Origin of the sequence: Acinetobacter sp. YT-02, from assembly GCF_002412355.1 — a bacterium.
GTDB lineage: Bacteria > Pseudomonadota > Gammaproteobacteria > Pseudomonadales > Moraxellaceae > Acinetobacter > Acinetobacter towneri.
The window spans coordinates 12,609-27,983 of sequence record NZ_NOZT01000016.1; the positions used below are offsets into that span (position 1 = coordinate 12,609).

The window sequence follows — 15,375 nt, forward strand, 5'->3', positions numbered from 1 at the left end:
TTTTCAACCAAATAAACTTCTACTTTTAAATTTTATTGTTTTTGATAACTGCTGATTTTTTGAATGAAAGATACTTTTTAGAAAATTAAGTTAGGTTTACAAGGAGTTTGCTGTTTAATTCACAATATATTCATCTTCCAAAAAAAAAAGACCTCACTTAACAATGAGGTCTTTTCTCAACAATAATCATTCTCTAACATTTCTTTAAAGAAGAAAAATTAAAGAAGATTCTTAAAACATCATCAAGCCACATTCCCTTCCAAGAAATCCTGCGCAAAGCGTTGCAATACACCGCCCGCCTCATACACAGATACTTCTTCTTCGGTATCTAAACGACAAGTTACTGGCACTTCAATTGTTTGGTTTTTACCATCATCCGTTGAACGCTCAATCACCAAAGTCAAAGTCGAACGTGGCGCAATATTACCAATCACGCTATAAAGTTCCGTACCATCCAAACCTAAAGTTTTACGGTTAACACCCGCTTTAAACTCAAGTGGCAATACGCCCATACCCACCAAGTTGGTACGGTGAATACGCTCAAAACCTTCAGCTACAATTGCTTCCACACCCGCAAGACGCACACCTTTTGCAGCCCAGTCACGGCTTGAACCCTGACCATAATCTGCACCCGCAATAATAATTAACGGCTGCTTACGGTTCATATAAGTTTCAATCGCTTCCCACATACGCATTACTTCGCCTTCTGGCTCAACACGCGCTTTAGAACCTTGCTTAATTGTGCCGTCTGAACGTACCACCATTTCATTAAACAATTTCGGATTCGCCAAAGTTGCACGCTGTGCAGTCAAATGATCACCGCGGTGCGTTGCATAAGAGTTGAAATCTTCTTCTGGCAAGCCCATTTTTGCCAAATATTCCCCTGCTGCCGAATCTAAGATAATCGCATTCGATGGAGATAAATGGTCTGTGGTGATGTTATCGCCCAAAATTGCCAACGGACGCATATTGGCCAAAGTACGTGGCGCAGCCAATGCACCTTCCCAATATGGTGGACGGCGGATATAAGTACTTTGTGGACGCCAGTCGTAGAGTGGACTTTCAGATTTTTCCGACTCACCCAAATCGAACATTGGAATATACACTTGGCGGAATTGTTCAGGTTTAACCGATTCTTTCACCAAAGCATCAATTTCTGCATCAGATGGCCAAATATCTTTCAGGTAAATTGGGTTGCCATTTTGATCTGTGCCCAAAGCATCTTTTTCGATGTCAAAACGAATCGTTCCTGCAATCGCATAAGCCACAACCAACGGTGGTGATGCTAAGAATGCTTGTTTCGCATACGGATGGATACGACCATCAAAGTTACGGTTGCCCGACAGCACCGCAGTCGCATACAAGTCACGGTCAATGATTTCTTGTTGAATCGCTGGGTCTAATGCACCCGACATACCGTTACAGGTGGTACATGCATAAGCCACAATACCAAAACCAAGTTTTTCTAAGTCTTTCAGTACGCCTGCTTCTTCCAAATACAATGCAGCCGCTTTAGAACCTGGTGCAAATGATGATTTCACCCAAGGTTTACGCACTAAACCTAACTCATTGGCTTTACGTGCCAACAAACCTGCTGCTACAGTATTACGCGGGTTTGAGGTATTGGTACAAGAAGTAATCGCAGCGATGATGATGGCACCATCTGGCATTAAACCATCGGTACGGTTTTCAACCACACCTGCAATGCCTTTTTCTTTTAGGTCTGCAGTTGAAACACGTGCATGCGGATTCGATGGGCCTGCAATATTACGAGTTACCGTTGAAAGATCAAAACGTAATACACGTGGATACTCTGCCTGTGTCATTTCAGATGCCCAAAGACCAATTTCTTTAGCATAAGTTTCAACCAGTTTGACCTGATCTGCTTCACGACCTGTTAAGGTTAAATAGTCGATGGTGTTTTGATCGATGTAGAACATAGCGGCAGTTGCACCATATTCAGGTGTCATGTTGGAAATCGTGGCACGATCCCCCACCGACATGCTATCTGCACCTTCACCAAAGAATTCTAAATATGCACCGACCACACGTTCTTTACGCAAAAACTCGGTTAAAGCCAATACGATGTCCGTTGCCGTAATACCAGCCTGACGCTGACCGACCAACTCCACACCAATAATGTCTGGCAGACGCATCCAAGAAGCACGACCCAACATCACGTTTTCAGCTTCAAGACCGCCTACACCTACAGAAATGACACCCAAAGCATCGGTATGTGGTGTGTGTGAGTCTGTACCCACACAAGTATCTGGGAATGCAATGCCTTCACGGTTTTGAATGACTGGTGACATTTTTTCCAGATTAATCTGGTGCATGATGCCGTTGCCTGCAGGAATCACATCAACATTTTCAAATGCAGTTTTCGTCCATTCAATAAAGTGGAAACGGTCTTCATTACGACGATCTTCCACTTCACGGTTTTTACGGAAAGCATCTGGGTCAAAACCGCCATATTCCACAGCTAAAGAGTGATCGACAATTAACTGGGTAGGTACGACAGGATTCACTTTAGAAGGATCGCCGCCCTGATCGGCAATCGCATCACGTAAACCTGCTAAGTCAACGAGCGCAGTTTGCCCCAAGATGTCGTGACATACCACACGCGCTGGATACCACGGAAAATCATGCTCTTGTTTACGCTCAATCAATTGTTTTAAAGATTGTTCTAAAATTGCAGGATCACAACGGCGCACTAACTGTTCTGCAAGTACTTTTGAGGTATAAGGAAGTTTGGCATAAGCGCCTGGCTGGATATCTTCAACGGCTTGTCGCACGTCATAAAAATCGAGCTGAGTGCCTTGCAGTGGTTTGCGGTAGTTGTTATTCATCTGGTATTCGCCCTTACTCTATTGTTCTCAACATCTTATGGGATGATTGTTTCCACCCGTCGAAAGCATTGTACGCTGCCAAAAACCCATTTCCCAAATCCTATATATTTCATACACTTAAATATAAAAACAGGGGTTTTTGAAACATTTAATTACATTTTGAGTAAAATTCTTGCCCTAAAAATGCTTTTTTTTGAAAAATAGCGCAAAATTGACCTCATTCTTTAGTCTTAGATTTCAATGTGAAAGGTTATTCATGCGCGATTTAGCTTTCAGTGCTTTAAGTTTAAACGGTGTCGATGCACAAAAATTCCTGCAAGGTCAGGTAACAGTCAATGTCGAAACATTAGCTGAAAATACAACCTGTTATACCGCAATTTGCAGTTTAAAAGGACGCGTTCAGTTTGGCTTCTGGCTTAAAAAAATCTCGTCCGAATGTTTTGAAATCATCAGCACAGCCGACCAAGCCGAAGATTTAGCCAAACACATTAAAAAGTTTGGTGCATTTTCAAAAATGCAGCTTGAAACCATCGGTACGGTTTACCCAACCATTCAGGGCAATCAAACTGAATTTTCAGCTGAAGTGACTGATTTAAACGCATGGCAACTACAAGCGATTGAAACAGGTCAGGCATGGATTCAAGCCTCAACAGCAGAAGTGTTTCAACCGCAGGAATTGCGTTTGCATCAACGAGATGGCGTGCATTATGACAAAGGCTGTTATTTGGGTCAGGAAGTCGTGGCACGTTTATGGTTTAAAGCCAAACCAAAACATTGGTTGCATTTAATTCAGGGTTCAGGCGAAGCACCTGCACCTGCCGCCAAACTGAATAATGATGTGGAAGTGGTGAATAGCATAGCGACTGCAGAAGGTTTTAAAGCGTTGGTGGTTGCCAAACCAAGTGCTTTGGAAGAGTTAGCTGTACAAGTATTGGCTTTGCCTGAACATTTGAATGGCGATGTTGCACGTCCGCAATAAAATAGATTCCACCCGCTCAGGTTAAGGGAGTCGCAAGATTCCCTTCAAATGACAATGAAAAAAAAAGCATTCGTACACATTTTTTATATTTACATTCACACTTTTCAACTTATGATGAATGCACCACTGTAAAAACAAAACGCACATCAACGGAATAATGTGTAAAAGAGAACAAGGTACAACTCAAATGATGAAAAAACTACTCATTGCGGGTGCAATCGCCCTATCTAGCAGCATCAGTATGGCAAATAGCAACATTCCAACCGATCCTGCTTTTGCCAAAATTGAACAATTAATGCAAGCCAACAAGGTTAAAGATGCCTATCAGGAATTAGAAAAGCTTGCCAAAACAGGCAATGCGCAAGCCATGTATAACTTAGGCTATTTGACACAAACTGGACAAGGCACAGCAAAAAATGAAAAGAAAGCCATTCAGTTGTATGAGCAATCTGCCCAAAAAGGCTACCCTGTTGCGAGTTATGTTTTAGGCAAAAACTATCTTACTGGCGCACTGGGTTTAAAACAGGATGCTGCAAAAGCCAAACAATATTTACAGACGGCATCCAATCAGGGTTTTAATGATGCCACAGTCGATTTAGCCGTTTTATATTTCTCGGAAAATACGGCAGCATCTGACCAAAAAGGTTTAAAACTATTACAACCTTTAATTGCCAAAGATCATTATCAAGCCATACATGCAAAAGCCTTGTACGAAATTAGCACAGGCTTTAAAAACAAAGATGAAGCACCAATTAAGCAAGGGCTGCAAAGCATTCAAAACTTGGCGCAAAAGGGTTATATTCCTGCACTCATGGCAGTGGGCAATATGTTTGTGAATGGCAATATCGTGCCGCAAAACTTGCCTGAAGCGAAAAAGATTTTTGCCTCACTGGCACAGGAAAATGTAGCGCAAGCCAAAGAATCATTGGCTGTGGTTGAAAAAATGATGGCAGATCAAGCCAAAGCTTCCAACAAGGCAACCGCTAAGAAAAGTTAAGATAGTTTCTTTATAAAAGCTATTAATCAGAGAAATTTTTAAAAAAGTCTGTATCAGCATGGTACAGACTTTTTTTATGATTTGAGCACTTCGATACCGATGCTATAAATACTTACCCGATTGTGTCAATAAAATCGCCACCATCACAAAACCAAAAACTGTACTCAACACCAAGGGGGCTAAGGCTTTTTCATGTAAACCATAGTGCTGCCCGAAAATACCAAAGGCAATTGGCATTGGTAAAGCCGCAAGCAAAGTCCCGACAAATAGCATTTCTCGGTTCACATCTAATGCCCATAAAATTCCAAAAATCGTGAGTGGCATCAGCAATACTTTGAATGCAACCAAAACAATACTTTGCAAATTCACCGACTTGATTTGCATGCCGACCAAACTTCCACCAATCACAAATAAAGCCAAAGGTGAAGCAGTTTTGCCCAACATTTCCAGCACTTGTGCAATAGCTTGCGGCAGTTTGAAATTCAACAATACGCACAGCATACCCAATAAAATAGATAAAATTACTGGATTTTTCAGTAAACGCTGCACAGTTTCGGCATACACCTGCCAACCTGATTTCGCTGAAGATTGTAGCCCTCGTTCTGCCAAAATCAGCATCAATGCCACAATAATTAAATTTTCGACAATTAAAGTTAAAGACAAATAAATTGCCGATTGACTGCCAATCAACAAAGTCAAAATAGCAGTGCCAATAAACCCTGTATTTGACATTGATGCACCCATTGCCAAGACACTGGCATGGGTTAAGTTTGAATTAAAATAATGCCGATACAGTAAAAAGGCAAAGATAAACAGTAGAATAGAACCGCCACCGTAACCTAAAAAATAAGCGGGATGCCAGATTTCTGACAAACTTTTACTGGCCAATGCCTGCAATAGAAATGCAGGCAACGCCACTTTCATGACAAATTGACCTAGAAACTGAATCGCACTGGTCTCAATAAATTGGCTTCTGACGGCAAAATATCCCAACAGTACTACGGTACAAATGGGAAATAAAATACTCAGTAACACCCTGTCATCCTTTTTCAGTGTTGCCCATAATCGACATGGTTTTTACTGATTTACCTTACACCGAATCTCCCTATAAAGCACGGCAAAATAGTTTAAGTTTCACTTATTTTAAGCAGGTAAAATATTAGGATTCTACATCCATATCTGCGAGTTTAAACGGCACAAATAAACTACGGAACCCATGCGGCTGACATCGTAAATATTGCGGGGCAATATCAATTTTTTCGCCCAACTCTGCCGCAGCATGCCATGGCCAACGTGGGTCATATAAAATGGCACGTGCTATTGCAATTGCATCGGCTTGTTCATATTGCAAAATACCTTCTGCCTGCATCGGTTCAGTAATCAAACCCACCGCAATTACAGGAATTTTTACAGCTTGCTTAATTGCATGAGCAAAAGGCGTTTGATAACCCGCATGCACATCAATTTTTTGATCGACATGCAAACCGCCGCTAGACACGTGAATATAAGCCGCACCTAAATGCTCTAGTGCCTTTGCCAAACCCACAGAAGATTCCACATTCCAACCTTCTGCATCATCCATCCAGTCTGTTGCAGAAATTCGCACGCCAATTGGATAGCCTTTTGGTACAGCATTTTGAATCGCCTGAAATACTTCCAATGTAAGGCGAATCCGATTTTCCAAACTGCCGCCATATTCATCTTGGCGGTGATTAGACAATGGCGACATAAATTGATGCAATAAATAGCCATGTGCGGCATGAATTTCGATTAAGTCAAAACCTGCATCCACCGCTCGTACTGCGGCGCTGGCAAAGTCTGCAATGACCTGTTGAATTTCATCTTGCGTTAAAGCATGCGGTGGATGTTCGTGCGATTGAAATGGCAACCCACTGGCCGATACCGTCTGCCAGCCATGTTCTTCATTCGGAGCAAACTGTCCTTTGTCCTGCCACGGTTTATCAGTTGAAGCTTTACGACCCGCATGTGCCAACTGCACAGCAAATGGCATAGGCGATAAACTTTTAACTTTATGCAATAGTGCTTTCATCTGCGCACGCTGCATGTCATTCCATAAGCCTAAATCTGCATAACTAATACGTCCTTCTGCCTGCACTGCCGTGGCTTCTACAATACACATCCCTGCGCCCGACAAGGCATAATTGGCCCATTGCTGCTCATGCCAACAGCTCAATTCACCTTGTTCATTGGCAGAATATTGACACATCGGGGCGATAACAATTTTGTTGGCAAGTTGCAGTGATCCAAATTGAATCGGCTGAAAAAGTAATGTCACGCTGCACGCCCTCATATTGTGCGATTACACTCAAAATGTAACCTGATCAAAGATAATTTGAAGTTAATTCATCCATGCCAACATTGTTGTTTAAAGCAATCATCCACTTTAAAGCAGACTACATTTTTAAGATGGCGGGATGAATCTATTTTCTGAAAATTTGAATTAAAACTAACTCAAATGATGCAAGATACTCAACATAAAAAGTATTTTATTTATAACGTGTTGTATGGTTTTTGCAAAGCCTGCTTTTGTTTTACACAGAATAATTTTGCGACAGCACACTATGGCTTGTATTCTATGGATAATGCCCAATATTAAGCGCATTACTGTATGTCCTTGCCTGCTTAATTTCTAAAAGCGGATTGAATTTGTACCATGCCAGAATTACCAGAAGTTGAAACTACCAAAACTAGTCTATTGCCGCTACTTGATCAAAAAGTCCTGAATGTAGAAGTACGTCAAGCCAATTTACGCTGGCCCATTCCAGAAAACCTACATAAACTCACAGGACAAAAATTACTGCAATTGACCCGCAGATCCAAATACATTCTGGCGCAATTTGAACAGGACAGCATGTTGTGGCATTTAGGCATGTCGGGCAGTTTTCGTCTTTGCGATGCGCAGGAAGATTTACGCAAACACGACCATTTGATTATTCAGTTTGAAGATATACAATTGCGCTACCACGACCCACGTCGCTTTGGCTGTATTTTATGGCTAAATGAAAGCTCTCAACGCAAACTGATAGATCCACTTGGCCCTGAGCCGTTGAGTGATGCCTTTAACCCCGACTATCTTGCACAGAAGCTCAAAAACAAAAATGTTGGCATCAAAGTTGCAATTATGGATAACCATGTCGTGGTGGGTGTGGGCAATATTTATGCCACGGAAAGTCTGTTTAATTTAGGTATTCACCCTGCACAACCTGCATCATCACTCAGTTTGAAACAGATTGAAAAACTAGTGCTCGAAATCAAACGCATTTTAAAACAAGCGATTGATTTAGGCGGTTCGACCTTACGTGATTACAGCAATGCGATGGGCGAAAATGGCTATTTCCAACAAACCTTGTTGGCGTATGGACGTGCAGGTGAAATGTGTGTGAACTGTGAAACCACACTAGAAAATTTAAAACTGGGCCAACGTGCCTCGGTATTTTGTCCTGAATGTCAGCCTTTGAAAAAAGTACTCACTTCGACTAAAGCTGCAACAAGCAAACGAGGTAAAAAAGTATGAGAACCGCTATTGTGCGTCATATTTTAGTGAAAGATAAAGAAACCTGTGAACAACTGAAAAAGCGGATTCAATCAGGTGCTGATTTTGCCAAAATTGCCAAACAATTTTCGACCTGCTCTTCAGGAAAAAAAGGTGGGGAATTGGGTGAGGTCAAAAAAGGACAATTGGTACCCGTCATTGATAAATTAGTGTTTACCGCAGCAGAACGCGTACTACACGGACCTGTAAAAAGTCAGTTTGGTTTTCATTTGGTAGAAGTAAAGTTTCGGATGTAATTTTTATGCCTTCAGCGCCTCTCCATCCTAGAGAATAGGGTGCAAACAAACGGCGCATAAAGCGCCGTTTGTTTTGATTGCGTATTAAAAATTATTGACGTTTTTTCAATTCATCACGAATTTCACGTAGCAACGCGATATCTTCTGGCGTTGCTGCTGGTTCTGGCGCTGCTTCTTCTTGTTTACGGCGCATACGATTAATCATTTTCACCATTAAGAACACCACCCATGCCAAAATAATGAAGTTAATTAAAATCGTAAGGAAGTTACCATAGGTCAGGACATTTACACCTGCTTTGGTTAACTCATCTAAAGACTGTAAATTGTTTGGGTTATCGCCCAAAACAAAGAACTTTTGTGTGAAATCCACACCACCGCCAGTGATCACAGTAATCAATGGCATGATGATATCTTTCACTAATGAGTCAACAATTTTACCAAATGCCCCACCAATAATCACACCGACAGCCAAGTCGATCATGTTACCTTTTACCGCAAATTCGCGGAACTCTTGAATAATACTCATTTAAATCTCCAGTTTTTTTGACTTTAATTTATGTGACGAAGTATACATTAATTTTATAGCTTCATTTCCACGTAATTTACTCGGAAATCATCTGCTTTTATATATTGGTTTGCTAATTTTAAACAAAAAATGCCATCAATAAATTGATGGCATTTTTAAATTTTGCTGCCCCGCATGAGGACAACATCATTTTTAAAACTTATTTACCAGAACGGTTACGTTTACGTTCGTTTTCAGTCAACCAGCGTTTACGGATACGGATTGACTTAGGTGTTACTTCAACTAATTCATCATCTTCAATAAATTCAAGCGCTTGTTCAAGCGTGAATTCAATTGCAGGTACCAATGTCAACGCATCATCAGTACCAGAAGCACGTACGTTAGTTAACTGTTTCGCTTTAGTTGGGTTAACTGTCATGTCGTCTGAACGAGAGTTAATCCCTACGATCATACCTTCGTAAACTTCTAACTGAGGTTTAGCAAATAGACGACCACGGTCCTGCAATGTGAACAATGCATAGCCAAGGCAAGTACCTTGAACCATAGAAATCAACACACCGTTTTGACGTTTCGCAACTTGACCTGCTTTCATTGGGCCATAGTGTGAGAAGCTTGACGTCATGATACCCGTACCAGAAGTCATGGTCATGAATTCAGAACGGAAACCAATTAAACCACGTGAAGGCACAGTGGCTTCAATACGGATACGACCTTTACCGTCTACTTCCATATTGGTCATCTCACCTTTACGGTTACCCATTTGTTCCATCACAGCGCCTTGGTGCTGTTCTTCTACGTCAAAAGTCACGTTTTCGTATGGTTCTTGCATTTCGCCATCAATCTCTTTCAAGATGACTTGCGGACGAGATACACCCATTTCGAAGCCTTCACGGCGCATGTTTTCAATCAATACAGAAAGGTGAAGCTCACCACGACCAGATACTTTGAAACGGTCTGGACTGTCAGTATCTTCTACACGAAGTGCAACGTTATGAATCAATTCACGGTCAAGACGTTCACGGATGTTACGTGAAGTCACGAATTTACCTTCTTTACCCGCAAAAGGTGAGTTGTTAACTTGGAAAGTCATCGATACGGTTGGTTCGTCTACAGAAAGCGGCGGTAAAGCTTCTACATTTTTCGGATCACAAATCGTGTCAGAAATATGTAATTCGTCCATGCCTGTTACACAAACGATGTCACCTGCAGATGCAGATTCGATGTCGATACGCTCTAAACCGTGGTAACCCATGATTTTTAAGATACGACCGTTACGTGTTTTGCCTTCTTGGTCAATCACGGTTACAGGTGTATTCAATTTCACAGAACCACGTTGAATACGACCCACACCAATCACACCCACGAAACTATTATAGTCAAGTGAAGAGACTTGCATTTGGAATGGACCATCAACATCAACTGCTGGTGGCTCGACGATATCTACAATTGTTTGGAATAACGGCGTCATATCTTCCGCTAATTCGTCTGGCGCAGGACCAGCAACACCACGTAAGCCTGATGCATATACGATTGGGAAGTCTAATTGGTCATCGGTTGCACCCAAGTTATCAAACAAGTCAAATACTTGATCAATAACCCAGTCTGGACGCGCGTTTGGCTTGTCTACTTTGTTGATGATCACGATTGGCTTCAAACCACGTGCGAACGCTTTTTGCGTTACGAAACGTGTTTGTGGCATTGGGCCTTCTTGTGAGTCAACCAAAAGAAGTACGCAATCCACCATCGACATTACACGTTCAACTTCGCCACCGAAGTCGGCGTGTCCCGGGGTGTCCACAATGTTAATGCGGTATTCAGTATCAGTACGTTTGTCTAACCATTTGATTGCAGTGTTTTTTGCAAGAATGGTAATACCACGTTCACTTTCAATAGCGCCTGAATCCATGACACGCTCAATCTCGCCCGCTCGTTCACCGAGTGCGCCCGATTGTTGTAAAAGTTTATCCACAAGAGTTGTTTTTCCGTGGTCAACGTGCGCAATAATTGCGATGTTGCGGAGAGTTTTAATATCAGACATTTAAATTCAATACGCTATAAATTTGAGGGCAAATTATACAGAAAAATACTAAAGTTTTATAGTGACACTTTATTGACACACACAATTTTTTTTGATGAGTGGCGTGCTTTGGGTTTTGTAAAGCTGTGTAACTCGATTAGAATAGCGCCACTTTTGCAATTTTTTATGACTCATGTCTGATTTAAACCACTCTCCCCACCCAAAAGACCAGCTCGATTTGGTCTATGGTCTGAATGACCGTCCAAAACCATTCATCGCTTTTTTAGCAGCTTTTCAGCATTTACTGGCAATTATTGTTCCAATTGTCACACCAGGTCTCTTAATTTGCTTGGCTTTAGGTGTTTCCAAACAAGATACCAACATGATCTTGTCAATGTCTTTGGTCATTTCAGGTATTGCAACCTTTTTACAATGTAAAAAAGTCGGCCCTTTTGGTGCAGGTTTGCTCATTGTGCAAGGCACCAGTTTTAACTTTATTGGCCCAATTATTGGTATTGGCGCTGCTATGGTCGCCGCAGGCACACCTGTTGAATCCGTTATGGCGGCAATTTTTGGCGTAGTCATTGCTGGTTCGTTTATTGAAATGGGCGTCTCACAAATTTTACCGTGGGTCAAAAAGCTGATTACCCCATTGGTCACTGGTATTGTGGTACTTCTCATTGGTTTGACCTTAATTAAAGAAGGCTTAATCAGTATGGGTGGTGGCTATCAAGCCATGAGCAATAATACCTTTGCCAATACTGACAACCTAATTATGTCGTGCACGGTCTTGGCGATTATTATTATTTTGAACCGTATCAATATCACGTGGATTAAAAGCTCTGCCATTTTAATTGCCTTGGTGATTGGTTATGTAATGGCAGGCATGATGGGTCATCTCGACTTTTCAGGTCTGAAAGATGCGCCTCTGGTACAAGTTCCAACACCGATGCATTTTGGACTGGATTTCTCTTGGAGCTTATTCATTCCATTGGCATTTATTTATTTGGTGACTTCACTGGAAGCCATTGGTGATATTACCGCGACCTCTAAACTCTCCAATCAACCTGTCGATGGCCCACAATGGATACAACGCATTAAAGGCGGTGTATTGGTAAATGGCGCTAACTCATTCTTGGCAGGGATTTTCAACACCTTTCCAAGTTCGGTATTTGCCCAAAATAATGGCGTGATTCAACTTACAGGTGTTGCTAGCCGTTATGTCGGCATTTGGATTGCTGCCCTACTCATCATTTTAGGTTTACTTCCTGCAGTTGCAGGTGTGATTCAGGCTGTGCCTCAAGCCGTACTAGGTGGTGCTGTGATGGTGATGTTTGGTGCCGTTGCCGCTTCGGGAATCAATATTCTTTCAGGTGTCGCTTTAGATCGTCGTGCCTTACTGATTATTGCAATTTCATTAGGCTTAGGCTTAGGTGTTGCACAAGTGCCACAAATTCTGGAACACTTACCTGAATTATTCCGTAATATTTTCAGTTCAGGCGTTGCAACAGGCGGTATTGCAGCACTCATTTTAAATATTGTGCTTCCTGAAACTAAAAAGTAATTGCATGTCCAAAAAACACTGTCTGAGCTGAACTTGGGCAGTGTTTTTCTATTGGAGAGAGAACCATGAACCCCCAAAGCGAAGTTTTACTCAGACAATATGACTATTTGTCTGGTCGCGTTCTACTGATCAATGCCCCGACCGATCAACTCCTCGCAGAATTGGGTGACTCAATCCAAACTTCTGTTTGGACATGGAATTTTAACGACTATCAATACTTTCAAAATCGACAGGCGCAAGTGCATTTTGGTGCAGAATTGCCTGCAGGTGAATTTGATCAGGCTGTTATTTTTGTGCCGAAATCCAAGGAACTGCTCAATTACCTGATTCACACCATTGCCGCACAACTCCCACAAGGCAGCAGCGTATTTTTAGTCGGTGAAAAGAAAGCAGGAATTGAACGGGCTGCAAAGCAATTACAACCTTATGGCAAAACACTCAAACTAGATAGCGCCCGCCACTGCCAACTATGGCAGCTGATTTTAGACTGCAAGGTTCAAACTAAAGCCTTAGCAGATTGGGCGCAAAACTATACAGTTGCTACACCTAAAGGCGATTTACAGATTTGTGCCTTGCCGGGTGTATTTAGCCAAAAACACTTGGATGTTGGCACGGCTGTATTACTGCCTTATTTGAATCAGGTTACTGCTGGGAAAATTGCAGATTTTGGCTGTGGTGCGGGTGTGATCAGTGCTTACTTAGCCAAACTTAACCCTGAAAATCGTATTTTTGCCTTAGATGTCGATGCCTTTGCTTTAGCGTCAACGCAAATGACGTTTGAAAAAAATCAGCTCAATCCACAACAGCTTGAAATTAAAGCCGTGACAGGCATTGAGGATGCACCGCTATTTTTGCATGCCATCGTGAGTAACCCCCCGTTCCACCAAGGCATTCACACACATTACGATGCCAGTGAAAATCTGTGTAAAACCTCACGTCGTCACCTGAAATCGGGTGGTGAACTTTGGATTGTGGCCAATCGCTTTTTGAATTATCCACTCTTAATTGAACAAAGTTTCGGTCAATGCACAATCAAGGCAGATCAACAAGGCTTTAAAGTGCTGTTTGCCAGCACGCAGAAAAATACAAAGGAAGTAGGATGAGCGACTCACACAACAGTAGAAAACTGCAGCGTAAGCTCGGTGCGCGTCATTTAAACATGATCGCCATTGGTGGCTCAATTGGTACAGGTTTATTCCTTGCTTCAGGTGCGACCATTGCCAATGCAGGTCCTGGTGGCGCCTTGCTTGCGTATGCCCTAATTGGCGTCATGATTTATTTTTTGATGACCAGTCTAGGCGAACTTGCAACGCATAATCCAACTTCAGGCGCGTTCTTTACCTATGGCAGTAAATATGTCGAAGGTGGTTTCGGTTTTGCACTAGGTTGGAACTATTGGTACAACTGGGCCATTACCGTGGCATTTGAATTGGTTGCGGTGCAATTCATCATGAAATTTTGGTTTCCTGATATTCCTGGCTTTTACTGGAGTGCATTATTTTTAGCGGTGGTTTTCGCAATTAACGCATTAACCGTCAAAGGTTTTGGTGAGTCTGAGTTCTTCTTTTCTTTGGTCAAAGTACTTGCGATTGTGGCATTCATCATTATCGGTATTTTTATGATTGTCAAAATCATGCTCAACCCTGATGTTGCTACATTTGCCAATTGGAGCAAAGGCGAAGCGCCATTTGTAGGTGGACTATCTGCCTTAATTGGTGTGGCGATGATTGCAGGATTCTCATTTCAGGGTACAGAAATGGTGGGGGTTGCTGCGGGTGAATCTAAAAATCCGAAGAAAACAATTCCGATTGCAATTAAACAAATCTTCTGGCGTATTTTGTTGTTTTATATCGTGTGTATTTTCATTATTGGTACCTTAATCGCCTATGATGACCCACGTTTACTTCAAGCAGCCGCTACCGATAACATTGCACTCTCTCCGTTTACTTTACTGTATGAACAGGCAGGCTTTGCCTTTGCCGCAAGTGTCATGAATGCAGTAATTTTAACTGCGATTCTTTCTGCTGGTAACTCGGGTATGTATTCATCGACCCGTATGCTATTTGATATGGCACGCAAAGGCAGTGCGCCAAAAGCTTTTGCTCGCTTAGATGCACGTGGCGTCCCAATGAATGCACTGTATGCCACAACAGCAATCGCTGCACTATGTTTTTTAACAACATTTATTGGCGAAAAACAAGTATTTAACTGGCTTCTGAATATGTCAGGCATGTGTGGTTTTATCGTTTGGCTCGGAATTGCTGTATCGCATTATCGCTTCCGTAAAGGCTATTTGGCACAAGGCTACAAACTTGAAGATTTAGATTACCGCGCTAAATTTTTTCCTTTTGCGCCATGGTTTGCCTTTATTTTGTGTGCAATTGTCGTGTTAGGGCAAAACTACCAAGCAGTTCTCGAAGGTGAATGGCTCGCAGTTTTATCGACTTATATTGGTATTCTTTTGTTCTTGGTCATTTGGTTAGGCTATAAATGGAAACACAAAACCAAACTGATTGCATATCAGGATATGGATGTGAAACCACTACACCCTGATCATGACTAAAAAAGTTCTTCTTCTATTTCACTTCATTTAAGAAGCCAAGATTCTAAAAACAGCCAACATTTGGCTGTTT

General features: G+C 41.9%; 12 protein-coding genes. 7 read left to right on the forward strand and 5 right to left on the reverse strand.

The window, feature by feature from the left end; all coding sequences use genetic code 11:
- Positions 1-242: 242 nt before the first annotated feature.
- Positions 243-2,849, reverse strand: coding sequence for a Fe/S-dependent 2-methylisocitrate dehydratase AcnD (acnD, locus tag CF596_RS06220; RefSeq protein ID WP_096901558.1), 2,607 nt, complete (start codon positions 2,847-2,849; stop codon positions 243-245).
- A gap of 256 nt (positions 2,850-3,105) precedes the next feature.
- On the opposite strand from acnD, the gene CF596_RS06225 reads away from it, so the two are divergent.
- Together CF596_RS06225 and CF596_RS06230 are read left to right on the forward strand one after the other, a co-directional pair.
- Complete coding sequence (locus CF596_RS06225) at positions 3,106-3,828, forward strand: folate-binding protein YgfZ (protein ID WP_004972410.1); 723 nt, start codon at positions 3,106-3,108, stop codon at positions 3,826-3,828.
- 190 nt (positions 3,829-4,018) lie between these two features.
- Positions 4,019-4,825, forward strand: coding sequence for a tetratricopeptide repeat protein (locus tag CF596_RS06230; RefSeq protein ID WP_026438287.1), 807 nt, complete (start codon positions 4,019-4,021; stop codon positions 4,823-4,825).
- A gap of 102 nt (positions 4,826-4,927) precedes the next feature.
- Here CF596_RS06230 and CF596_RS06235 read toward each other — a convergent pair whose 3' ends face one another.
- Together CF596_RS06235 and CF596_RS06240 are read right to left on the reverse strand one after the other, a co-directional pair.
- Complete coding sequence (locus CF596_RS06235) at positions 4,928-5,860, reverse strand: AEC family transporter (protein WP_096901559.1); 933 nt, start codon at positions 5,858-5,860, stop codon at positions 4,928-4,930.
- A 124-nt stretch (positions 5,861-5,984) separates the two neighbouring features.
- A complete protein-coding gene (locus CF596_RS06240) occupies positions 5,985-7,121 on the reverse strand; it encodes an NADH:flavin oxidoreductase/NADH oxidase (protein ID WP_096901560.1) in 1,137 nt (378 codons plus the stop codon).
- A gap of 378 nt (positions 7,122-7,499) precedes the next feature.
- On the opposite strand from CF596_RS06240, the gene mutM reads away from it, so the two are divergent.
- Both mutM and CF596_RS06250 read left to right on the forward strand, forming a co-directional pair.
- Complete coding sequence (gene mutM, locus CF596_RS06245; protein ID WP_004972419.1) at positions 7,500-8,360, forward strand: bifunctional DNA-formamidopyrimidine glycosylase/DNA-(apurinic or apyrimidinic site) lyase; 861 nt, start codon at positions 7,500-7,502, stop codon at positions 8,358-8,360.
- The gene (locus CF596_RS06250) at positions 8,357-8,635 is read left to right on the forward strand and encodes a peptidylprolyl isomerase (RefSeq protein WP_096901561.1); all 279 of its coding nucleotides are present in this window, start codon (positions 8,357-8,359) and stop codon (positions 8,633-8,635) included. Before mutM ends, CF596_RS06250 begins: the two co-directional genes overlap by 4 nt.
- Before the next feature lie 91 nt (positions 8,636-8,726).
- On the opposite strand, the gene mscL is transcribed toward CF596_RS06250, so the two are convergent.
- Both mscL and typA read right to left on the reverse strand, forming a co-directional pair.
- Positions 8,727-9,161, reverse strand: coding sequence for a large conductance mechanosensitive channel protein MscL (gene mscL, locus CF596_RS06255; RefSeq protein WP_004972423.1), 435 nt, complete (start codon positions 9,159-9,161; stop codon positions 8,727-8,729).
- Positions 9,162-9,360: 199 nt separating this feature from the next.
- Entirely contained in the window at positions 9,361-11,199 is a 1,839-nt protein-coding gene (gene typA, locus CF596_RS06260) for a translational GTPase TypA (protein ID WP_004972424.1), read from the reverse strand.
- A gap of 172 nt (positions 11,200-11,371) precedes the next feature.
- Between typA and CF596_RS06265 the strand changes: the two genes are divergently transcribed.
- The 3 genes from CF596_RS06265 (at position 11,372) to CF596_RS06275 (ending at position 15,305) form a co-directional block, all read left to right on the forward strand.
- Positions 11,372-12,742, forward strand: coding sequence for a uracil-xanthine permease family protein (locus tag CF596_RS06265; RefSeq protein WP_096901562.1), 1,371 nt, complete (start codon positions 11,372-11,374; stop codon positions 12,740-12,742).
- 65 nt (positions 12,743-12,807) lie between these two features.
- On the forward strand, positions 12,808-13,845 hold the full coding sequence (locus tag CF596_RS06270) for a methyltransferase (protein WP_096901563.1): 1,038 nt from the start codon (positions 12,808-12,810) through the stop codon (positions 13,843-13,845).
- Complete coding sequence (locus CF596_RS06275; RefSeq protein ID WP_096901564.1) at positions 13,842-15,305, forward strand: amino acid permease; 1,464 nt, start codon at positions 13,842-13,844, stop codon at positions 15,303-15,305. The genes CF596_RS06270 and CF596_RS06275 overlap by 4 nt, the downstream gene beginning before the upstream one ends.
- The last annotated feature ends 70 nt before the right edge of the window (positions 15,306-15,375 follow it).